Here is a 20658-nt window from a genome sequence, read left to right as displayed (position 1 = left end):
CCGGGGGGGGGGCGGGCCCCGCCCGCCCCGGTGCACCGGGTGGGCCGGGGCGCGGCCCCGGGCCGGCGGTGCCGGGCGACCCCACCCTCGTCGCCCGGCACCGCCCACGCGTCCGCCATCGGCGCGCCGGCGCGGCACCGCCGCCCATTCAGTGGGCGGCGCCGAACCACCGTGGCAGCTGGGTGAGCAAGTCCTGCTGGTCGTCACCGGCCCACGCCACGTGGCCGTCCGGGCGCAGCAGCACGCCGGGGACGTCCAGTTCCTCGCTGACGTCGATGACGTGGTCGACCCGGTCGGACCAGCCCGCCACCGACAACTGCCCGGTCTGGTCGAGCAGCAGTCCGCGACCGCCGCGGGTCAGCTCGTAGAGGCGCCACCGCTTCAGCCGCACGTCCCGCATCCGCCGGCCGAGCAGCTCGTGGCCCTCGCCGAAGTCGTACCGGATGCCGATCGCGGTGATCTTTTCGAGCAGGCGCCGGTTGACCTCCTCGATGTCCATCAGGTCCGTCAGCAGCCGGCGCACCGCCCGGGGCCCCGGCTCGGTGGACATCAGGTGCATCTGCGCGCGGGTGTTGTCCAGCACGTCCGCGGCCACCGCGTGCCGTTCGGTGTGGTAGGTGTCCAGCAACCCGTCCGGCGCCCACCCGGCGATCTCCGCGGCCAGTTTCCAGCCGAGGTTGACCGCGTCCTGGACGCCGAGGTTGAGCCCCTGCCCGCCGGTGGGTGGGTGGATGTGCGCCGCGTCGCCGGCGAGCAGCACCCGGCCCACCCGGTACCGCTCGGCCAGCCGGGTGGCGTCGCCGAAGCGGGACAGGAAGCGCGGCGAGTGCACGCCGAAGTCGGTGCCGGCCAACGCCCGCAGCCGTTGCTTGACCTCGTCGAGGGTGGGCGGAACGGTACGGTCCTCGGCCAGCCCCTCGGCGGGCACCACCACCCGGTACACCCCGTCGTCGAAGGGCGTGACGCCGAACCGCTTGTGGGTCTGGCGGACCTCGGCCACCAGGGTGGCCACCGCCTCCGGCGCCATGGCCACCTCCATGTGGCCCAGCAGCGTCTCGACGGTGGCGGGCTCACCCGGGAAGGCGACGCCGATCAGCTGGCGCACCGTGCTGCGACCGCCGTCGCAGCCGACCAGGTACCGGGAGCGCAGCCGCGTGCCGTCGGCGAGTTCGGCGGTCACCCCGGTCTCGTCCTGGCTCAGCCCGACCAGCTCGCTGCCGCGGCGGATCTCCACGCCGAGTTCGACGGCGCGCTCGGCCAACAGGCCGTCGATGGTGGTCTGCGGGATCCCGAGGATGTAGCCGTGCGCGGTGTCCAGGTCGGGCGAGGGCTTGAGGATGCCGGCGAACAGACCGCCGACCGGGTACTGCTGGCCGAGGGCCAGGAACCGTTCCAGCAGGCCACGCTGGTCCATCACCTCGATGCTGCGTACGTGCAGGCCGAGCGCGCGGACCTGCCGGGTCGGCTCGGTCGCCTTCTCCACCACCACCACGTGCACACCGTGCAACCGCAGCTCGCTGGCGAGCATCAGGCCGGTCGGGCCGCCGCCGGCGATGATCACATCAAACATGAACCGTCCAATCGCTCACGGGACGAACGTCCCGCTGTGCACGTCCGGCGAACCACGCGGCGCCCACGGCCGGTTCTCCGATGCTGGTGACTGACGTTGTGGGCCCGCACAGCGTCCGCCGCGGCGGACCTCGGATCAACAGCGTCCTCGGCAACGCATCGTTCAGTCAGGGTTGATGATCGGAGGTGCGGCCGGGCCCGGGGCGGTGCTGTCGCCCGGGGTCGCGTCGGTCTTCGTGTAGAGGATCTCGCGGGCCTGTTCGGCGGCGCGGATGATGCTCTCGCCGACGAAGTCGACGAAGCGGGCGATGTTCTCCAGGCGGATGGCGGCCGGGGTGTGCGGGCCGAGGACGCGGACGCCCTGCCGTGCGGTCGCGGCGAGTTGGGCGTGGGACCGGGCGCTGGCGATCATCGACTGGTACCAGACGTCGTCGTCGACGACGTAGCGCTCGCGGCGGCGTTCGTCGCGTTCCCGGCGGATGAGGCCCTGGCTTTCCAGGAACGTGGTCGCCTTGGAGATGGACGCCGGGCTGACCTGGAGGTGCCCGACGAGTTCGGACGCGGTGAGGCTGCCCGCGTCCGCGGTGAAGAGGCAGGTCAGCACCCGGGACATCATCTTGGGCAGACCCTGTTGCATGAGCAGGGTGGTGAACGTCTCCTCGTACTCGCGCACCGCCTCGGCGTCGCGTCCATGGGCCTGCGCGGGCACCTGCTGCCCGCGCGGAACGGCCTGCCGGCGCCGGTGGGCGCGGCGTTCGGTGGCGCGGTGGGCCAGGTCGGCCCGGTAGGCGGTGGGGCCGCCGTTGCGCATCACCTCACGGGTGATCGTCGAGGTGGGGCGGTCGAGACGCCGGGCGATCTCCGCGTAGGCGAGGCCGTCGGCCAGCCCCAGCGCGATCTGCTGGCGTTCCTGCTGGGTGAGCCTGCCGCCCGGCATGGCGATCTCCCTCTCCCGGTTGCGTGACGCCGCCAGCTTAGCGTTCACTCCTCATCCAATGCAACGAAGCATCCGATGCTCGTTGCATTAAAAGCAGAATCGTTGCAACGATTTCGTGCCGTTCACCTGCCACAACGCCCATGTTTCGCAACAAGCTTGTTGCTCGATTCACGAACGCAACGTAGCGTTTCCGGCATCAGAAACAACGAGCACACGAGGAGAACGCGATGCAGACCTTCGACACCCCCAAGCCCGTCTCCGCCGTCGTGGACATCCCCGCCGGGCGCATCCAGGTCATCGCCGCCGACCGGGCCGACACCGCCGTCGAGGTCCGGCCCGCGGACCCCGCGAAGGGCCGCGACGTGAAGGTGGCGGAGCGCACCACTGTCGAATACCGCGACGGCGTGCTGCGGATCGAGGCCTCGGCGAAGAACCAGATCCTCGGCAACTCCGGATCCATCGAGGTGACGGTCCAGCTGCCCGCCGGTTCGCAGGTCGCGGTGAAGGCGGCCAGCGCCGAGTTCCGGGCCGTCGGCCGCGTCGGCGAGGTCACCTTCGACGGCGCGCACGGCGCGGTCAAGGTCGACGAGGCCGCGAGCGTCCGCCTCGCCACCGCCAGCGGCGACATCGAGATCGGCCGGCTCACCGGCCCCGCCGAGATCAGCACCGCGAAGGGCGACATCCGGATCGCCGAGGCCGTGCGTGGCAAGCTCGTGCTCCGCACCCAGGCCGGCGACGTGTCGGTCCAGGCCGCCCACGGGGTTTCCGCCGCCCTGGACGCCGGCACCGGCTACGGCCGGGTCACCAACGCGCTCATGAACACCGAGGGCGCCGGCGCCCAGCTCGACATCCACGCCACCACGGCCTACGGCGACATCGTCGCCCGCAGCCTCTGACCAGCACCCGACCAGCCGGCGGTCTCCGGAGCAGTCCGACCGACCGTCCAGGTCTCGCGGCCACGGCGGTGCCAGCACCGCGTCACCCCTGGGGCGGTGGCACCGCCGTGGCCGCACCGCGCACGACAGCGACCCGAGAAGGGACAGTACGAATGACCACCATCCAGGACTACCAGGCTGCCGAACAACTCCTGCGCCGACCCGCCCGCCCCGGCGAGCTCGTCGTCGGCGACAAGATCAAACCACAGTGGATCGACGGAGGACGGCGTTTCTGGTACCGGGTGAGCAACGGCGTCGGCGCGCGCTTCGTGCTGGTCGACCCGGCGGCGGGCACCCGCGGGCCGGCCTTCGACCACGGGCGGCTCGCCGCCGGGCTGGCCGCGGCCGCCGGCCAGCAGGTCGACCCCGAGGCGTTGCCGTTCAACGCCGTCGCGCTGTCCGGCAGCGCCGTGGAGTTCGTCGCGTTCGGCGAGTTCTGGCGCTGCCACCTGGACAGCTACGCCTGCGAGCGGGCCGAGTTCACGCCGCCGGGCAACCCGCTGGAGGTGCCGTCACCGGACAGCAAGGTGGCGGTGTCCCGACGGGGGCACGACCTGTGGGCGCGCTCGCCGTCCGACGGCCGCGAGTGGGCGCTGACCACCGACGGCGAGCCCGCCTACCAGTACGGCTCCAGCCCGGAGTGCCTCGGCAACGGCACCCTGCTGCGCAAGATCGGCCTGCCCCACCTGCCGCCCGCGGTGGCCTGGTCGCCCGACTCGACGAAGGTACTCACGCACCGGACCGACGAGCGCGAGGTCCGCCAGACCCACCTGGTGGAGGCCAGGCCCGCCCACGGCGGCGCGCCGCAGCTGCACACCCAGCGGTACCCCTACGCCGGGGACGAGAGCATGCCCCGGGCCGAGCTGGTCGTGCTGGACGTCGCCACGGGTACGGTGGTCCGCGCGCAGGCCGAGCCGCTGCTCATGCCGATGCTGTCGCCAATCATGGTCAAGTGGGCGTGGTGGGCGGCGGACAGCTCGGCGGTGTACTACCTCAGCCAGCCGCGCGACCGGCGCACGCTCACCCTGCACCGGTTGGACCCGGTCACCGGCGAGGTGACCACCGTGCTCAGCGAGACCGGGCCGACCCGCGTGGAGCCCAACCAGTGGATGTACGAGCCGCCGATCGTGCGGGTGCTGGCCGACGAGGTGCTGTGGTACTCGCAGCGCGACGGCTGGGGCCACCTGTACCGGTACGACCTGCACACCGGCGAGCTGCTCGGGCAGGTCACCGCCGGGCAGTGGGCGGTGCGGAAGATCCTGCACGTCGACGAGGCCGAGCGGGCGGTGTACTTCACCGCCGCCGGGCTGGTGGACGCCGACCCGTACCGGCGCACGGTGTGCCGGGTCGGTCTGGACGGCTCCGGCTTCGCCAGGCTCACCGACGACGACCTGGACCACGTCGTCACGACGCCGGACACCATGGAGTACTTCGTCGACTCGGCGTCCACCGTCGACACGCCCCCGGTGTCCCGGGTGCGTGACTGGTCCGGTCGGGTGCTGGTCGAGCTGGAACGCGCCGACGTCAGCAAGCTCACCGCCATCGGCTGGACGCCGCCGGAGCGGTTCCGGGTCAAGGCCGCCGACGGGGTGACGGACATCTACGGGGTGCTGTACCGGCCGAGGGGGTTCGACCCCGAGCGGCGCTACCCGGTGGTGGACACCGTCTACCCGGGCCCGCAGGTGAACCGGGTCGACCCGGGCTTCGACCCCGGCGGGATGGGGCTGGACGCCGAGCCCCTTGCGGCGTTGGGCTTCGTGGTGGTCGCGGTGGACGGGCGAGGCACGCCGGGGCGGAGCAAGGCCTTCCACGACGCCTCCTACGGCCACCTGGCCGACGCGGGCTGCCTGGCCGACCATGTCGCCGCGCTGCGGCAGCTGGCCGAGACCCGGCCGTGGATGGACCTGGACCGGGTGGGCGCGTTCGGCCACTCCGGCGGCGGGTTCGCCACCGTGCGGGCGATGCTGGACTTCCCCGAGGTGTACAAGGTCGGCGTCGCCCTCGCCGGCTCGCACGACGCCCGCCACTTCAGCCTGGACTTCGTGGAGACCTACGACGGCGCGGACAATCCCGACGCCTGGGCTCGCGCCTCCAACGTCGACCTGGCGGACCGGTTGGCCGGCCGGCTGCTGCTCATCCACGGCGAGATGGACGACCGCGTCCACCCGGACCACACGCTCCGGCTGGCCGACCGGCTGATCGCCGCCGACAAGGACTTCGAGCTGCTCATCGTGCCGGGCGCCGAGCACGCCTTCATCGACTGCCTGCACTACGTCCGCAAGCGCGGCTGGGACTTCCTGGTGCGCGAGCTGATGGGCGAGCAGCCGCCGGCGTACCGCCCCGCCCCGATCCCCATCGACGCCGAACTGCTCAGCGAGCTGTTCGCCTGACCGCGACACGGGCGCCGGTGCTCAGCCGTTCGGGCTGGGCACCGGCGCCCGTACGTGTGCTGTCGACTCCGTGCGGTCGTGCGCCAGGTGGGGCGACCGCGGAAGTCCCGTCCGGTGCCGCTTCGCCGGGCCCCGCTCCCGCATCGTCAATCTCCGCTTAACGATCGTGGCGGACCTCGGCATTGTTCGCCGTCCGGTTCGGCCGCAGGGTGGAGGCGCAGGCGATCATGCCGCACACCCGCCAACCGCCACGGACTGCCGCCGCCGCACGGGGCGGCCATCCGCACGTCGGAAGAAGGACAACCATGAACACCCCACACGACCTGCGCTCCGCCGTCCGCGGCCAGGTCTGGCTGCCCGGCGAGCCCGGCTTCGACGCCGCCCGCCGCCCCTGGAACCTCGCCGTCGAGCAGCCGGTGGACGCCGTGGTGGAGGCCGTCGACGCGGCCGACGTCGCCGCGCTCGTCCGGCACGCCCGTGCCGCCGGGCTGAGCATCGCCACCCAGCCGAACGGGCATGGCGCCACGGGCCGTACCAGCGGCAGCATCCTGCTGCGCACCCGGCGGCTGGACACCCTGGAGGTCGACCCGGCGGCCCGTCGCGCCCGGGTCGGTGCCGGCGTGTCGTCCGGCCGGGTCCAGGCCGCCGTGGCACCACACGGGTTGACCGGGATGCCCGGAAGCTCGCCGGTGGTCAGCGTCACCGGCGTCGCGCTCGGCGGCGGTCTCGGCTGGTTCAGCCGGGCGTACGGCTGGGTCGCCGACAGCGTCACCGCGTTCGACGTCGTCGACGCCGACGGCCACGAGCGCCGGATCACCGCCACCTCCGCACCCGAGCTGTTCTGGGCGCTGCGCGGTGGCGGCGGCAGCTTCGCCGTCGTCACCGCCCTGGAACTCACCCTGCACCCCGCGCCCGCCCTGTACGGCGGTCGGATGCTGTGGCTGGCCGACCAGGCCCCGGCGGTCTTCGACGCGTACCGCCGGATCACCGCCACCGCGCCGGACACCCTGACCGTCTGGCTGGACCTGTTGCACTTCCCGGGTGGCGCCCCGATGGTCGCCGTCGACGTCACCTACCTCGGAGATCCGGCCGAAGCCCGCGACCTGCTCGGCCCGCTGGACCGCCTGCCGGCCCCGCTGTCCGACAGCCGGCGACCGATGTCGGTGGCCGAACTCGGGTCGATCACCGCGGAGCCGACCGACCCGAGCGCCGGCCTGTCCCGCGCCGAGTTGCTGACCACGCTGGACGACGACGCGGTCAGAACGCTGCTGGACGACCCCATCGAGCCGCTGCTCAGCGTGCAGCTGCGGCACCTCGACGGTGCGCTGGCCCGCCCGTCGGACACGCCGCACGGCCCGCTCGGCGAGCCCTACGCCCTGTACCTGTTCGGGCTGCCCACCGACCCGGCCCGGGCCGAGGCCGTCACCGCGAAGCAGCGCGCCCTCGCCGACGCGCTGCCCACCAGCGGCCGCAAGCCCTTCACGTTCCTCAACCCGAGCGAGAGCGTCGCGGACGCCTTCACCCCGGACGTCGTGGCGCGCCTGCGCGACGTCAAGCGCCGGCACGACCCGCACCACGTGTTCCGCGCCAACATCCCCGTGGAGGGCTGAGGCGCGGCCCCGGCCGGCTTCCCCGCAGCGAGGCCGAACGGCACGCCCGACACCGGCCGCGGCTCGACCGCGGCTCGACGACCCGCACGTCCCGTACGGCGCCAGTCGCCTCCTACCGAAGGGGCGCGCGAAAGTACCTATGCGCGTCAGATTCCCCGTCGTCGCCCGGCCCATAGCGTGGTGGTCACCTGAGAGCACGACCACTGAGGAGACAGACATGAGCGACATCACCGACCTGGTCCAGCGCTACCTCGCCGCCTGGAACGAGACCGACGCCGCCGCGCGACAGGCCGTCCTCCGGGAGGTCTTCGCCGACGACGCGGTCTACACCGACCCGCTGGTGTCGGTGCGGGGCAGGGACGGGCTCGACGCGACCATCGCGGCCGTCCAGGGGCAGTTCGGTGGGCTGGTCTTCAGCCTCGGCGGCGCCGTGGACACCCACCACGACATCGCGCGGTTCACCTGGCACCTGGGCCCCGAGGGCGCCGAGCCGGTCGTCGTCGGCTTCGACGTCGCGGTGATCGGTGCCGACGGGCGGATCAGCCAGGTGCTCGGCTTCCTCGACAAGGTGCCGGCCGGGATCTGAACACCCGGGGGCGGGCCGCCGAGCCGGTCCGCCCCCGGTCGTCCACGTGACAGAGGGAGGAACGATGACCGCCTACGTGATCGCGCACCTGCGGGACCCGGAGGAGCTCCACCCCGAGGTGCTGGAGTACATGGAGCGGATCCAGGCGACGATGGACCCGTTCTCCGGCCGATTCGTCGTGCACGGCGGCCCGGTCGACGTCCGCGAGGGCAGCTGGCCCGGCAGCGTCGTGATGCTCCGGTTCCCGTCGACCCAGCACGCGCGGAACTGGTACGAGTCGGCGGCCTACCAGGCGATCCTGCCGCTGCGGACGGACCACCTGGAGGGCGAGCTGATCATCGTGGAGGGCGTCGGGCCCGACCACGACTCGGCCGCGATGGCCGCCGAACTGCGCAAGGGTTCCGGTGCGGGTCAGCCGGTGACGTCGTAGTTGAAGCCGAAGGCGCGCACACCGGTCCGGGTACGGGGCCGGTGGCTCGTCTTCGGGCCGAAGGCGACGTAGGAGCCCGGGCCGTGGGTGCGGTCGCCCTCGACGACCTCGCCGCGCACGACGAAGTACGCCTCGCCGTACGTCTCGTGCCGGTCGAGGTCCGGCCACTCGGCGCCCGGGGCGAGGTCGATCACCCACGTCCTGATCCCCGGCATGCCGGGGAGCGCCCGTACCTGGACACCGGGGCCCAGCTCGACCGGCGGCACCTCGTCGACGTCCACGGCCATCATCTGCCCAGCAAGCACCTGTTCCGCGGTGGTCATCCGGACAAGATCTCACAGCCCGAGCTGACCGGCGAGTTCTTTGAGTTCGCCCCGGGACGCGACGCCGAGCTTGGGGTAGGCCTTGTAGAGGTGGTAGCCGACCGTCCGGTGGCTGAGGAAGAGCTGGGCGGCGATGTCGCGGTTGGACAGGCCCTGCGCGGCGAGCCGGGCGATCTGCAGTTCCTGCGGGGTCAGGCCGGACACCACGCCGTCGCCGGGCGCCGGATCCTGGTCCTGGACGCCGGTCGCGGTCAGCTCGCCCCGGGGACGGGCGGCCCACGGCCGCATGCCGAGCCGGTCGAAGACCTCCAGGGCGGCGTGCAACGGGCCGCGCGCCTCGGCCTTGCGCCGGGCCCGGCGCAGCCACTCCCCGTACAGCAGCGCGGTCCGCGCGTACTCCAGCGGGCGGCCGTCCCGGTCGTGCCGGTCCAGGGCCGCCGTGTAGTACGCCTCGGCCCGCTCGTCGGTGGCGAGCAGCCCGCGGCAGCGCAGCACGAGCGCGTCGGCCCACGGTTGCCGGACCGACCCGGCCCACCGGACGAAACGCGCCAGCGGCTCGGTGGCACGCTCCGGCTCCCCCACCCGGACGGCCGACTCCACCAGGTCGGGAACGGAACGGGTGGCGCAGATGTGATGCCGCATCGGCTCGCGGTTCAGGCGCTCGAAGCGGGCGAGCGCCGCCTCGGCACGGCCGAGGCCGAGCTCCAGCAACCCGAGCGACCAGTACGCCCACGGCGCGCCGGGAGCGATGGCCGCCGCGGTGGCTCCCGCCAGTGCCTCCTCGGCGTTGCGCCGGCAGGCCGCCTCCTCCCCCGTGACCGCGTCGAGGTAGGCGAGCACGCTGCTGAACTGGCTGACCCACTGCTGCTGGCCGGTGTCCCGGGCCAGCCCCAGGGCCTCGGTCGCCGTGGCGAGCGCGTCCCGGTGCCGTCCGGCGAACACCTCGCCCTCGGCGGCGAAGAACAGCACCGTCGGCAGCCGCCCGGCACCGCCGCGGGCGCGGTGTTCGGCGGCGAGCGCGGTGGCCAGCTCGTACGCGTCGGAGTCCTGGCCCAGCGCGAGCGCCGCCCCGCAGAGGATCAGCAGCACCTGGTCGGGGGCCCGGCCGCGCCGCCGCACCGCCGCGAGGGTGTCGCCCAGCGGCGGCGGCAGCTCGGCGCGGCCCGGGTCGAGGTGGACGAGGTGGCGCCCGACCGGCGCGAGTGGGTCCGCGTCGTCCAGCGGCAGCGCGGCCAGCCGGTCGAGGGTCTCCGCGAGCTGCCGTTCCCCCAGGTACCAGGAGGTGTGCACGGCCTGGGTGAGCAACCGGGCGGCCTGGCCCGGGTCGGCGTCGCGGATCAGCCCGGCGCCGTCGAGCAGCAGCCGGTGTGCGGTGGAGTAGGAGCCCTGCCAGAAGTCCGCGACCGCCCGCACCTGCGCGATCCGCGCCCGCACCACCGGGGCGTCGTCGAGCCGCCGGGCCGCGCGCACCCCGAGGGCCCGGGCCCGCTCCAGGTCTCCCGCCTCCAGGGCCGCCTCCGCCGCCAGGGCCTCCCGGTGCGCCCGGGCAGCCGGCTCGGCGCTCAGCCGGGCGGCGCGTTCGTACGCCGCGGCGGCCGCCACGTGGCCGCTGCGGTCACGGGCCCGGGCGGCGGTGCGTTCCAACGCGCTGGCCACCTGCTCGTCGGCGCCGGTGGTGGCGGCCGCCAGGTGCCAGGCCCGGCGGTCGGCGTGTTCGGGCGAGTCGAGGGCGGCGGCGAGCGCGCGGTGGACGGCGAGGCGTTGCGCGAGCGGCGCCCGTTGGTAGACGGCGGCGCGGATCAGCGGATGGCGGAAGCGGATGGTGGTGCCGTCGGCGTCGCCGCGGAGCACCAGGCCGGCCCGCTCGGCGGGGGCCAGGTCCTCGATCGCCGCTCCCAGCGCGGCGGCGGCCCGCAGGATCACGGCCAGCTCACCGGTCTCGTCGGCCGCCGCCACCAGGAGCAGGCTCTGGCAGGTCTCGGGCAGGCGGCTGACCTGGCCGTGGAAGGCCAGTTGCAGGCGACCGGTGAGCGGTAGCGCTCCCGGCGAGAACGCGCTGGCGCCCTCGGCGGCCAGGGCGACCGGCAGCTCCAGCAGGGCCAGCGGGTTGCCGCGGGCCTCGGCGAGCAGGCGGTAGCGCACGGCGGGGGTGAGCGGGTGCCGGTCGAGCAGGGCCGCGGCCGCCTCCGGGGCCAGCCCGGACAGGCGCAGCTCGGCAAGGCCGGGGGCGGGGAAGGATCCCTCGCCGTCGCGGGCGGCGAAGATCATGACCACGCCCTCGGCGTGCAGGCGCCGGGCGGCGAACAGGAGAGCCTCCCGGGAGGCCCGGTCGAGCCACTGCGCGTCGTCCACGAGGCACAGCAGCCCGGTGTCGTCCGCGTACTCCGTCAGCAGGGAGAGCACCGCCAGCCCGACCAGCATCGGCTCGGAGCCGGCCGTGGGGCCGAGCCCGAACGCCGCCTCCAGCGCCGCGCGCTGCGGTCCGGGCAGCGCGGCGAGGGACCCGAGCGTCGGGCGCAGCAGCAACTGCAGCCCCGAGTACGGCAGCTCGGCCTCGAACTCGACCCCCGTACCGCGCAGCAGCCGCATCGCCCCGGCCGCCGCGGCCGCGTGGTCGAGCAGGGCGGTCTTGCCGATGCCGGGCTCGCCGCGCAGCACCAGCGACGAGCTGGTGCCCGCCCGGGCCGCCGCCAGCAGGTCGGCGATCGCGTCCTGTTCGGGCTTTCTCCCGTGCAGCTCCCCCGCGCCCATGATCCCATCCTGGCATCGCCGCTCGCCGGGCCGGGACGAGGGCGAGCGGGGGCGGCGCATCCCGGTCGGTCGCCGTCAGTCCCGGCGCAGCTCCAGCAGGGCGTCGACCGGGTCGGGGCTGGGGGGACCAGCCGGCCACCAGGCGGCGGAACGCCGCCGGAACGGATACCAGCGCCCGTCGCGGCCGTAGCGCAGCTGCCCGTCACGCCCCACCGTCCAGCGGTTGCGCCAGACCTTCACCTCGGGCGCGGCACCGTCGCCCGCCCACGCCGCGCGCAGCGCGTCCGTGGCCCGGGTCGTCACCTCCTTCGGTGGGCTGAACACCGCCTCCAGCGCGTCCAGACCGGCCGCGCCGGCGTACTCCCAGGCCCGGATGGCGCGGGGCAGCTCGGCCGCCCGCCCACTGGCCTCGCCGAGCCGCTTCGCCGCCCGGGACCGGGGCCGGCGGCTCGCCAGGCGCACCGCGTCCGGCCAGGGATCCTGCGCAGCGGGGAGTTCCTGGGCGCGGGACGCGGTCAACAGCTCTCGGGCCCGCAGTGCGGCGTCGGCGGCCAGCATCCCCAGCGCCTCCGCGTCGACGCCGGCCGCCTGGTGTGCGGCGAGCAGCGGGGCGAGCGCCATCGGCTCGGCGGGCACCGGCCCGGGCGGTTCCGGCCGCGGTGCCGGCACGGCCGCGTACGCCTCGTCGGCCGGCGTGCCCGCGCGCTCATCCCCGGCCCCGGCGTCGACCGGGCGGCGGGCGTTGCGCCGGCGCAGCTCCTCGATCAGCTCCGGTTCGGCCCGCCCGCGCATCAGCAGCAGTACGAAGGGGTCCCGGTCGAGCAGCCAGGACGCCTGGTACGACAGCGCGGCGGCGTGCCGGCAGGGGTGGTCCCAGGACGGGCAGTCGCACAGCGGTTCCAGGTCACCGTAGCCGGGCAGCAGCCGCACCCCGGCGTCGTCGGCCGTGTCGATCAGGTCGTGCGGCATCTCCCGGTCGAGCAGGGCGGCGATGTGTCCCGCCTTCGCGGCGACCCTGTCCAGCAGGCGGTCCCACGCGCCGTCGGTGAGGGTGCCGATGCGCACCACCGTGCGGTGTGGCGTGTACTGGTCGCCGTCGTGGACCGGGGCGGAGATCCGGCCGGGGCTCACCGTGATCGGCCCCACCTGCCCGGCGAACGCGTACCGGCGGCCCCGCTGGAGTTGCTCGGGGTCGAGCGCGCTGCGCTCCATCGCCTCGATCCAGGCGTTGCCCCACCAGGTGTCGGCGAACTTCCGGCCGATCCGCCGGCCCGGCCCGAACGCCGTGAAGGTGCGGGCGCGGTGGTCGTCCTCGGCCGCGTCGGCGTCGTCGTCCAGCTCGCCGTCGTCCAGCTCGCCGTCGTCCAGCTCGTCGTCGTATTCGAAGTCGACGTCCACGTCCCGCTCCTATCGCTCGTCGCGCAGCTGTACGAGCCTGAGCAGCTCGGCGTCGGAGAGTTCGGTCAGGGCGCTCTCGCCGCCGGTGAGCACCGCGTCGGCCAGCCCTCGCTTGGATTCCAGCAGGGCGGCGATGCGTTCCTCCAGGGTGCCCTGGGCGATGAGCCGGTGCACCTGCACCGGTCGGGTCTGCCCGATCCGGTACGCGCGGTCGGTGGCCTGCTCCTCCACCGCCGGGTTCCACCACCGGTCGTAGTGGACGACGTGGTCCGCGCGGGTCAGGTTCAGGCCGGTGCCCGCCGCCTTGAGCGAGAGCAGGAACACCGGCACCTCGCCGGCCTGGAACCGGCGCACCATCTCCTCCCGCTGCGGCACCGGCGTGCCGCCGTGCAGCAGTTGCGCCGGTACGCCGCGCGCGGTGAGGTGCCGGTGCAGCAGCCGGCCCATCTGGACGTACTGGGTGAAGACCAGCGCGGCGCCGTCCTCGGCGAGGATCGTCTCCAGCAGGTCGTCGAGGAGTTGCAGCTTCTCCGACCGGCCGGCGAGCGGGCCGTGCGGCTCCTTCCGGTAGTGCGCCGGGTGGTTGCACACCTGCTTGAGGCCGACCAGCAGCTTGAGCACCAGGCCGCGGCGGGCGATGGCCGTGCTGCTGGCCCGGATCTCGGCCATGACCTCGGCGACCACCGCCCGGTACAGGGTGGCCTGCTCGCCGGTGAGGGAGACCAGGTGGTCGGTGACCGTCTTCGGCGGCAGTTCCGGGGCGACGCCCGGGTCGGCCTTGCGCCGCCGCAGCAGGAACGGGCGGGCCAGCCGGAACAGCCGCTCCACGGCCGCGGCGTCCCGGTCCACCTCGATCGGGCGGGCCCATCGGGCGCGGAAGGCGCCGATGTCGCCGAGCAGGCCGGGGGTGGTCCAGTCGAGAATGGCCCACAGCTCGGAGAGGTTGTTCTCCACGGGAGTGCCGGTGAGCGCGACCCGCGCGCGGGCGGGGATCCGGCGGAGCGCCTTCGCGGTGTCGCTCAGCCGGTTCTTCACGTACTGCGCCTCGTCGGCGACCACCAGGCCCCACCGCGGCCCGGCGAGCAGGTTGGCGTCGAGCCGCGCGGTGCCGTAGCTGGTGAGCACGACACCGTCGGTCGCCGGGTCCAGCGTGCGCGCGGTGCCGTGGAAGCGGTGGACCGGCACGCCCGGGGCGAACCGGTGGATCTCGCGTTCCCAGTTGCCGAGCACCGAGGCGGGGCAGACCACGAGGGTCGGCCCGGCGGTCGCCGGATCGGCCTGGCGACGCAGGTGCAGGGCGATGACCGTGACGGTCTTGCCGAGGCCCATGTCGTCGGCGAGGCAGCCGCCGAAGCCGAGCGAGGTCATCCGCTCCAGCCACCGCAGCCCGCGCAGCTGGTAATCGCGCAGGGCGCCGTGCAGGCCGGCCGGCGGCCCCAGCGGTTCGCGCCCGCCGGCGGGCTCGGCGATCCGCTCGCACAGTGCGCCCAGCCAACCCTCGGCCACCACCTCGACCCGCTCGCCCTCGACCACCGTGCTGCCGATCAGGGTCGCGGCCAGCGCGTCGTACGCCGCCAGCGGCGGCAGCTGCCGGTCGCGGGCCTTGCCGGCCAGCTCCGGCCCGACCGCGATCCACCGGTCCCGCAGCCGGACGATCGGCGCCGACTTGGCGACCAGGTCCATCTCCGCCTCGGTGAGCAGCTCGCCGGCCAGGGTGAGCTGCCAGCTGAGCGGCACCGGCGGGGCGCCGCGCAGGTGCGCCGCCACCTCGGCGGGCGGCCCGGGCGGGGTGCTGACGAGCACCCGGGCGTACAGGTCGCGGGAGAGCCGCGGCGGCCACTGGAGGTCGATGCCGGCAGCGGCGAGCCGCGCCTCGGCGCCGCCCAGCAGGTCGACGAGGTCCTCGTCGAGCAGCTCCAGCGCGACCGGCGCGGCGTCGTCGAGCAGCCGTCCCAGCGGCGGCCACACCGCGGCGGCCCGCCGGACGGCGAGCATCGCCTCGAAGGTGGCCCGCTCGCCGAGGCCGTGCTCGTCGCCCTCCCACAGCGCCGCCGCGTCGCTGACCAGGGTGGGGTCGGCGAGGCTGCGCAGCCGCACCACGGCCGTGAGTGCGGGGGTGTCGGCGTGCTCCTGGAGCTCCAGCCGCAACGCCACCCGGAGGCCGGTGTCCACGCCCTCGGAGACCTCTCGCGCCCAGTCCCGCAGGTCGTCGCTGGGCTCGGGGTTCGCGCTGGTGAAACGCGGGTCACCGGTCAGCCAGGGCGCCGCCGGGGTGCGCGGCAGGGTGTCGGCGACGGCGTCGAGGAACGCCCGGACCAGCCCTTCCGGGTCGGGCAACACGAGCCGCTCGGCGGCGGGATCGAGCGGCACCGCACGGGCCTCGGGCGGCATCGCCGCCGCCAGGGCCCGGATCCGCGCCACGTCCGCCACGTCGAACGGGCCGGCCCGCCAGGCGTCGTAGCCGGCCGGGGAGACCCCGGGCAGCAGCCGCCCTCGGGCGGCGAGGTGCAGCCCGGTCACCGCCACCGCCGACCAGAATGCGGTGGCGGGCGTCAGTGCCTCCGCGTCCCGGAGCGCGGCGAGACGCCGGACCGCGGCACCGACCGGGACGGTGCGCACCGGAACCGTCCGGGTGACGACGGGACCCGGTCCGGGCAGGGCGAGGGGCAGTTCGCCGCCCTCCCCCAGCCCGTCGAACTCCGCCGAGAGCCCCGCGCCGGTCGGATCGTAGAAGCTGACCACACCGGTCCGGGGCGGATCCCCCGGCTCGAAGACGACCGCGAGCCGTCCGGATCGCACCGCACCTCCCCACGCGGGTGGGCCGTCAAGGTCCACCCGGCCAATTCGCCGTACAGCGTACGGTACATCATACGACAAGGTCCGGCCGGTACGCCTGTCGCCGAGGGGGCGGCCGGAGCGAAAAAGTTCTGCCGGCCATGTCGAGAACGGGCGGCGGGCTCCGTCCCCGGAGTGAACGTGACCAGAATGGGTCACCCGCATCGAGGAGAACCACCATGGCCAAGTACCTGCTGCTCAAGCACTACCGGGGCGCTCCGGCCGCGGTCAACGACGTGCCGATGGCCCAGTGGACGCCGGAGGAGATCTCGGCGCACGTGCGGTACATGAACGAGTTCGCGGCCCGGCTCGAGGAGACCGGCGAGTTCGTCGACGGCCAGGCGCTCGCCCCCGAGGGGACGTTCGTCCGGTACGACGGTGAGGGGCGGCCGCCGGTCACCGACGGCCCGTTCGCCGAGACCAAGGACCTCATCGCCGGCTGGATGGTGATCGACGTGGACAGCTACGAGCGCGCCGTCGAGCTGGCCGGGGAGTTGTCGGCCGCCCCGGGGGCGGGCGGGAAGCCGATCCACGAGTGGCTCGAGCTGCGCCCGTTCCTGACCGAGCCGCCCACCATCACGGAGTGACCTGATGGACGAGGCCCTGCTCCGGAGCCTCACGCCGGGCGTGCTCGCCGTCCTCGTCCGCCGCGGAGCCGACTTCGCGGCGGCCGAGGACGCCGTGCAGGACGCTCTGGTGGAGGCGATCCGCGTCTGGCCGGCCGACCCGCCGCGCGACCCGAAGGGCTGGCTGGTCACGGTGGCCTGGCGCCGGTTCCTCGACGCGACCCGGGCCGACGCCGCCCGCCGCCGGCGGGAGGACCTCGTCGACGAGGAGCCGCCACCCGGGCCGGTGCCCGCGGTCGACGACACGCTCCAGCTCTACTTCCTGTGCGCCCACCCGTCGCTGACGCCGTCGTCCGCGGTCGCGCTCACGCTGCGCGCCGTCGGCGGGCTGACCACCCGCCAGATCGCCCAGGCCTACCTGGTACCCGAGGCGACCATGGCGCAGCGCATCAGCCGGGCCAAGCGCACCGTCTCCGGCGTGCGCTTCGACCAGCCCGGCGACGTCGCCACCGTGCTGCGCGTGCTCTACCTGGTCTTCAACGAGGGCTACTCGGGCGACGTCGACCTGGCCGCCGAGGCCATCCGGCTCACCCGGCAGCTCGCGGCCGCGATCGACCACCCCGAGGTGGCGGGGCTGCTCGCGCTCATGCTGCTGCACCACGCCCGCCGCGCGGCCCGGACCGCTCCGGACGGCGCCCTGGTACCGCTGGCCGAGCAGGACCGCGGCCGGTGGGACACCACGTTGATCGCCGAGGGCATCGAGATCCTGCAGGCGGCCCTCGCCCGTGACCGGCTGGGCGAGTTCCAGGCCCAGGCCGCCATCGCGGCACTGCACGCCGACGCGCCCACCGCCGGCGAGACCGACTGGGTGCAGATCGTCGAGTGGTACGACGAACTCGCCCGCCTGATCGACAGCCCGGTCGTGCGGCTCAACCGCGCGGTGGCCGTCGGCGAGGCCGACGGACCGCGCGCCGGCCTGGCGGCGCTCGCCGGGCTGGACGACTCCCTGCCCCGCTACGCCGCGGTGGCGGCGTACCTGCACGAACGCGACGGCGACCTGGCGACGGCCGCCCGGCTCTACGCGGAGGCCGCCCGGATGGCCCCCAACCTCGCCGAGCGGGACCACCTGACCCGGCAGGCCGCCCGGCTCAACGCCCGCCGGGGTCGCTGACGCCCGGCGGCCTCAGCCCACCGACACCTTTCCGAGCGGGCGCCGCAGCGGCAGCAGTGCCACCAGCATCAGCAGCCCGGCCAGCGGCAGCGGATCCAGGTTCACCGGCGGCAGCACCGCGACGAGCAGCACCACCGGGCTCCACCACGGCAGCCGGCCCGCTGACCGTCCGGGCGGCCGAGAAGGTAGCGCGCCGGTCCGGTCGTCGGACCTGCCGAGGCCCGGCGACGGGGGACGCGAGGAGGCAGCGCCGCACCGGCGGGCCGCTCAGCGCTGGCGGTTCACCCGATGCCGCGGGTGCCGTCCTGTTCGTACCATCGCTGGTAGCCCGGGGAGGTGGTCATGTCGGACGAGAGTCGGGCGGAGAAACCGAAGCTCCCGCCGCGCTGGTTCATCCGGCTGGCCTGGTCGGTGCACCGGGGTCTGTACCGGGTCTCCGGCAGCCGGGTCGGGCTCTGGCGGCCCCGCGCCGACCGCTGGGGCACCTTGCGGCTGACCACCACCGGGCGCCGCACCGGCCAGCGACGCAGCGTCATCATCGCGTACCTGGAGGACGGGCCGAATCTGTACTCGCTGGCGATGAACGGCTGGGGTGAGGGTGAGCCCGCCTGGTGGCTCAACCTGCAGGCACATCCGGATGCGACAGTCGACCTGGTGGACGGGCAGCGGCTGGTACGTGGCCGCGCCGCAACCGGCGACGAGCGGTCCCGGCTGTGGGCCCGCTGGCGCGACATCGAGACGAACCTCGACGCTCACGCGGCACTGCGGTCGTCGGAGACCGCGGTGGTGGTCCTGGAGCCCCGGCCCGGCGCCGAGCACCCTGCCGGGTAACCGCGCTCCGATGTCCACTGCCCGCCGGCGCCCGGTCCGCTCCGCCAGCCTTCGTCCCGCGGCTTGACGGGGTACGCCCACAGCCCTGCCCGTGACGTCTCACGCGCGTGGTGCCGCACCGATGACTGCGGGTGCCTCGTGAACCACTGCCCGCAACGGTGCATCCAAGCATGTGACAGACCTTCTGGAGGAAGGAGCGTCCCATGCGTGGCGCACCGATCATCGGGGTGGCGCTCACCCTCGCCCTGGCCACCGGCTGTACGTCGAGGGTCGACCGCTCCGGCGCCGAGGCGGCACCCGCCGGCTCCCCCGCTCGCAGCACGAGCCCGACCGCCCCTGCCGCACCGAACGCTCCGGCCAGCGGCAGCCCCGGGCCGGGTGCCACGGCGACCGGCGGGTCCCGACCGGGCCCTTCGTCGAGCGGCAGTTCCCGACCGAGCCGTCCGGTGAGCGAGATCCGGCGGACCGACTGGCCCAACGCGGCCATCCGCAACCTGGCCTTCTGCGGCGAATCCGACCGCACCGTGACCTTCCGCAACGGTTCCAACGGGGCGGACGTGCCGTGCCGGATCCTGCCGGGTGGCGCCCGGCCGGTGTACGCCGAGTTCGTGGTCGAGGAGCCGGCGAACGCGCCGTCGACGGAGGACGCCCTGGTCCTGGTCGAGCTCGGCAACCCTGGCGCGGCACGGCAGCAGGCCCTCGTCCCGGTCCAGCTCTCCGACGGCGGTCGGGGACGCTACGCCTGGCCGGTCATCAAGGGAGACCCACCCAGCGCGGCCGGCGACCGGATGATGACGTTCACCTCGTACCGGGTGCAGCCCGGCGGCATCGTGGAGGCAACCGTCCGCCGGCTCGACGGTGGCACCGAGACCCGCCGGTGGCGCAAGGCCGACGGCAGCGGGAACTGGGAACGGTTCTAGCCGTGCGCCGTCGTCGAACCCTTCACCCGCAGCGTGCCGAGGATCTCGTCGGTGCGATCGGCCCCACCGGTCTGCTTGATCTGGACGTACACCCCGACGGAGCCGCCGGGTGCGGCAAGCGTGACCTCGCTGAAGGACGTCGCGGTGCCGCCGCACCGCGTCCAACGCCGGACGCGGCCGCTCAGGGCACCGACCGTGACCGCGCGGTCTGCCTCGTCGGTGCAGCCGTCGTGAGCGGGGAACGCCGGCTCGGCTCCCCCGCCGGCGAGGGAGCGACTCACCCCGGCGAAGACGCCCGGTGTGGCGCTGTCCACATCGGACCACCGGGCGAGGTCCGGCCCGACGAGAAGCCCGGGACCACGTCCGTCGGGAAGATCGATCGCGGCGGGGTTCCAGCCGCCGTCGCGCAGTTGCCTGGCCCAGCCGTCGGGTACGGCGAGCGAGATGGTCCCGGTCGCGTCGGCCACCCGCGTCCAGCCGGGCGGTGCCGGGGAGACGGTGCTCGATCCGGTCAAGAGCAGCGACGCGGCGACGAGGCCGACGGCGGCGAGCGACCGGCGGGTGCGCCGCAGCGGCGGGCGGGCCGGGACCCGCTGCGCGCCGAGGAGATCCTCCAGGGCGGTGGCGTACGCGGCCGCGGATGGCCAGCGGCGGTCCGGATCCCGGTGCAGAGCCCGGCGCACGGCACGCTCGACGGCGGTGGGTATGCGCGGCGTCGGCACCGCCGCCTGCCCGGGCGGCAGCCCGGTCAGCATGTGGTGGGTCAGCGCGCCGATCGCGTACACGTCGGAGCGCTCGTCCAGCCCGCCACCGGGCACGAGTTGCTCGGGCGCCATGTATCCGGGGGTGCCGGCCACCAGCGTGAAGCCGGAGGCGTGCGCGAGCGTCTTGGCCAGCCCCAGATCGGCGACCAGCACCCGTTCCCCGGTCGAGGTGGTGTCGAACAGGACGTTCGAGGGCTTGAGATCGCGGTGCAGCAACCCGCTGCCGTGCAGGACGGCCACGGCCCGGGCGATGTCCGCGGCGGTGCGCAGGGCCGCGTGCACCGGCATCGGGCCCTCGGCCAGGCGGTCGGCGAGCGTGCCGCCACCGGCGTACGTCATCACCAGGTACGGCCGGCCGTCCGGCAGCTCGCCGATGTCCAGCACCCGGACCAGGTGGTCGGAGTCGACCTGCCGCATGAACCGGGCTTCCTGCCGGAAGCGCGCCCGGATGTCGGCTCGCTGCGACCAGTTGTCGGCGAGCACCTTGACCGCCACCGGTGCGCGCAGGTCGTCGTCGTACGCCAGCCAGACGGTGGCGAACGCGCCGGCACCGACGGGCCGGACGACGCGGTACCGGCCGACCTGGGGCGGGATGGACACCACCGTATTATCCGACGGCCGGGAGACCGGTGAGCACAGGAA

The 20658-nt window shown here is 74.5% G+C and carries 17 protein-coding genes; 9 read left to right on the top strand and 8 right to left on the bottom strand.

Going from position 1 to position 20658, the window contains the following annotated elements; all coding sequences use genetic code 11:
• Window positions 1–148: 148 nt before the first annotated feature.
• The gene (gene rox / locus SM577_RS17805) at window positions 149–1570 is read right to left on the bottom strand and encodes a rifampin monooxygenase (protein WP_474587432.1); all 1422 of its coding nucleotides are present in this window, start codon (window positions 1568–1570) and stop codon (window positions 149–151) included.
• Window positions 1571–1732: 162 nt separating this feature from the next.
• Complete coding sequence (locus SM577_RS17800; protein ID WP_302920151.1) at window positions 1733–2506, bottom strand: helix-turn-helix domain-containing protein; 774 nt, start codon at window positions 2504–2506, stop codon at window positions 1733–1735.
• A 227-nt stretch (window positions 2507–2733) separates the two neighbouring features.
• Between SM577_RS17800 and SM577_RS17795 the strand changes: the two genes are divergently transcribed.
• From SM577_RS17795 to SM577_RS17775, 5 genes are all read left to right on the top strand, one after another.
• On the top strand, window positions 2734–3402 hold the full coding sequence (locus SM577_RS17795) for a DUF4097 family beta strand repeat-containing protein (protein ID WP_474581299.1): 669 nt from the start codon (window positions 2734–2736) through the stop codon (window positions 3400–3402).
• Window positions 3403–3554: 152 nt separating this feature from the next.
• Window positions 3555–5831, top strand: coding sequence for a S9 family peptidase (locus tag SM577_RS17790; protein ID WP_474587431.1), 2277 nt, complete (start codon window positions 3555–3557; stop codon window positions 5829–5831).
• Window positions 5832–6136: 305 nt separating this feature from the next.
• Window positions 6137–7441 carry an FAD-binding oxidoreductase gene (locus SM577_RS17785; protein ID WP_474587430.1) on the top strand — a complete coding sequence of 435 codons (1305 nt, stop codon included), beginning with the start codon at window positions 6137–6139 and terminating at the stop codon, window positions 7439–7441.
• A 217-nt stretch (window positions 7442–7658) separates the two neighbouring features.
• Window positions 7659–8027 (top strand): nuclear transport factor 2 family protein, encoded by a 369-nt coding sequence (locus SM577_RS17780; protein WP_302920155.1) that lies wholly within the window; start codon window positions 7659–7661, stop codon window positions 8025–8027.
• Window positions 8028–8091: 64 nt separating this feature from the next.
• Entirely contained in the window at window positions 8092–8457 is a 366-nt protein-coding gene (locus tag SM577_RS17775; RefSeq protein WP_474587429.1) for a DUF1330 domain-containing protein, read from the top strand.
• Here SM577_RS17775 and SM577_RS17770 read toward each other — a convergent pair.
• From SM577_RS17770 to SM577_RS17755, 4 genes are all read right to left on the bottom strand, one after another.
• The gene (locus SM577_RS17770; protein WP_474587428.1) at window positions 8439–8780 is read right to left on the bottom strand and encodes a cupin domain-containing protein; all 342 of its coding nucleotides are present in this window, start codon (window positions 8778–8780) and stop codon (window positions 8439–8441) included. The two genes, SM577_RS17775 and SM577_RS17770, sit on opposite strands and share 19 nt — an antisense overlap.
• A gap of 12 nt (window positions 8781–8792) precedes the next feature.
• Complete coding sequence (locus tag SM577_RS17765; protein WP_474587427.1) at window positions 8793–11531, bottom strand: AAA family ATPase; 2739 nt, start codon at window positions 11529–11531, stop codon at window positions 8793–8795.
• Window positions 11532–11606: 75 nt separating this feature from the next.
• Window positions 11607–12929: an SWIM zinc finger family protein gene (locus SM577_RS17760; RefSeq protein WP_474587426.1), complete on the bottom strand. Its 1323-nt coding sequence runs from the start codon at window positions 12927–12929 to the stop codon at window positions 11607–11609.
• Between the two features lie 9 nt (window positions 12930–12938).
• A complete protein-coding gene (locus SM577_RS17755) occupies window positions 12939–15728 on the bottom strand; it encodes a DEAD/DEAH box helicase (RefSeq protein WP_474587425.1) in 2790 nt (929 codons plus the stop codon).
• Window positions 15729–15943: 215 nt separating this feature from the next.
• Here SM577_RS17755 and SM577_RS17750 point away from each other — a divergent pair, with 215 nt between their 5' ends.
• A complete protein-coding gene (locus tag SM577_RS17750) occupies window positions 15944–16351 on the top strand; it encodes a YciI family protein (protein WP_302920161.1) in 408 nt (135 codons plus the stop codon).
• Window positions 16352–16355: 4 nt separating this feature from the next.
• Window positions 16356–17501 carry an RNA polymerase sigma factor gene (locus SM577_RS17745; RefSeq protein ID WP_474587424.1) on the top strand — a complete coding sequence of 382 codons (1146 nt, stop codon included), beginning with the start codon at window positions 16356–16358 and terminating at the stop codon, window positions 17499–17501.
• A gap of 12 nt (window positions 17502–17513) precedes the next feature.
• Here the strand turns inward: SM577_RS17745 and SM577_RS17740 are convergent, their stop codons facing one another.
• Complete coding sequence (locus SM577_RS17740; protein WP_302920163.1) at window positions 17514–17636, bottom strand: hypothetical protein; 123 nt, start codon at window positions 17634–17636, stop codon at window positions 17514–17516.
• Between the two features lie 207 nt (window positions 17637–17843).
• Between SM577_RS17740 and SM577_RS17735 the strand changes: the two genes are divergently transcribed.
• A complete protein-coding gene (locus SM577_RS17735) occupies window positions 17844–18332 on the top strand; it encodes a nitroreductase/quinone reductase family protein (RefSeq protein ID WP_474581292.1) in 489 nt (162 codons plus the stop codon).
• Between the two features lie 446 nt (window positions 18333–18778).
• Entirely contained in the window at window positions 18779–19252 is a 474-nt protein-coding gene (locus SM577_RS17730; protein WP_474587423.1) for a hypothetical protein, read from the top strand.
• On the opposite strand, the gene SM577_RS17725 is transcribed toward SM577_RS17730, so the two are convergent.
• Window positions 19249–20616 (bottom strand): serine/threonine-protein kinase, encoded by a 1368-nt coding sequence (locus SM577_RS17725; protein WP_474587422.1) that lies wholly within the window; start codon window positions 20614–20616, stop codon window positions 19249–19251. The genes SM577_RS17730 and SM577_RS17725 overlap by 4 nt on opposite strands.
• Between the last annotated feature and the right edge of the window lie 42 nt (window positions 20617–20658).

It is taken from the genome of Micromonospora desertarenae (assembly GCF_056150265.1).
Note: the sequence above shows the minus strand (reverse complement) of the source record. Positions and strands in the feature narration are given on the sequence as shown.

What these genes read in the sequence shown, in the direction of transcription:
- rox (WP_474587432.1), bottom strand. Translation starts at nt 1,570, where the DNA reads ATGTTTGATGTGATCATCGCCGGCGGCGGCCCGACCGGCCTGATGCTC.
- SM577_RS17800 (WP_302920151.1), bottom strand. Translation starts at nt 2,506, where the DNA reads ATGCCGGGCGGCAGGCTCACCCAGCAGGAACGCCAGCAGATCGCGCTG.
- SM577_RS17795 (WP_474581299.1), top strand. Translation starts at nt 2,734, where the DNA reads ATGCAGACCTTCGACACCCCCAAGCCCGTCTCCGCCGTCGTGGACATC.
- SM577_RS17790 (WP_474587431.1), top strand. Translation starts at nt 3,555, where the DNA reads ATGACCACCATCCAGGACTACCAGGCTGCCGAACAACTCCTGCGCCGA.
- SM577_RS17785 (WP_474587430.1), top strand. Translation starts at nt 6,137, where the DNA reads ATGAACACCCCACACGACCTGCGCTCCGCCGTCCGCGGCCAGGTCTGG.
- SM577_RS17780 (WP_302920155.1), top strand. Translation starts at nt 7,659, where the DNA reads ATGAGCGACATCACCGACCTGGTCCAGCGCTACCTCGCCGCCTGGAAC.
- SM577_RS17775 (WP_474587429.1), top strand. Translation starts at nt 8,092, where the DNA reads ATGACCGCCTACGTGATCGCGCACCTGCGGGACCCGGAGGAGCTCCAC.
- SM577_RS17770 (WP_474587428.1), bottom strand. Translation starts at nt 8,780, where the DNA reads ATGACCACCGCGGAACAGGTGCTTGCTGGGCAGATGATGGCCGTGGAC.
- SM577_RS17765 (WP_474587427.1), bottom strand. Translation starts at nt 11,531, where the DNA reads ATGGGCGCGGGGGAGCTGCACGGGAGAAAGCCCGAACAGGACGCGATC.
- SM577_RS17750 (WP_302920161.1), top strand. Translation starts at nt 15,944, where the DNA reads ATGGCCAAGTACCTGCTGCTCAAGCACTACCGGGGCGCTCCGGCCGCG.
- SM577_RS17745 (WP_474587424.1), top strand. Translation starts at nt 16,356, where the DNA reads ATGGACGAGGCCCTGCTCCGGAGCCTCACGCCGGGCGTGCTCGCCGTC.
- SM577_RS17735 (WP_474581292.1), top strand. Translation starts at nt 17,844, where the DNA reads ATGTCGGACGAGAGTCGGGCGGAGAAACCGAAGCTCCCGCCGCGCTGG.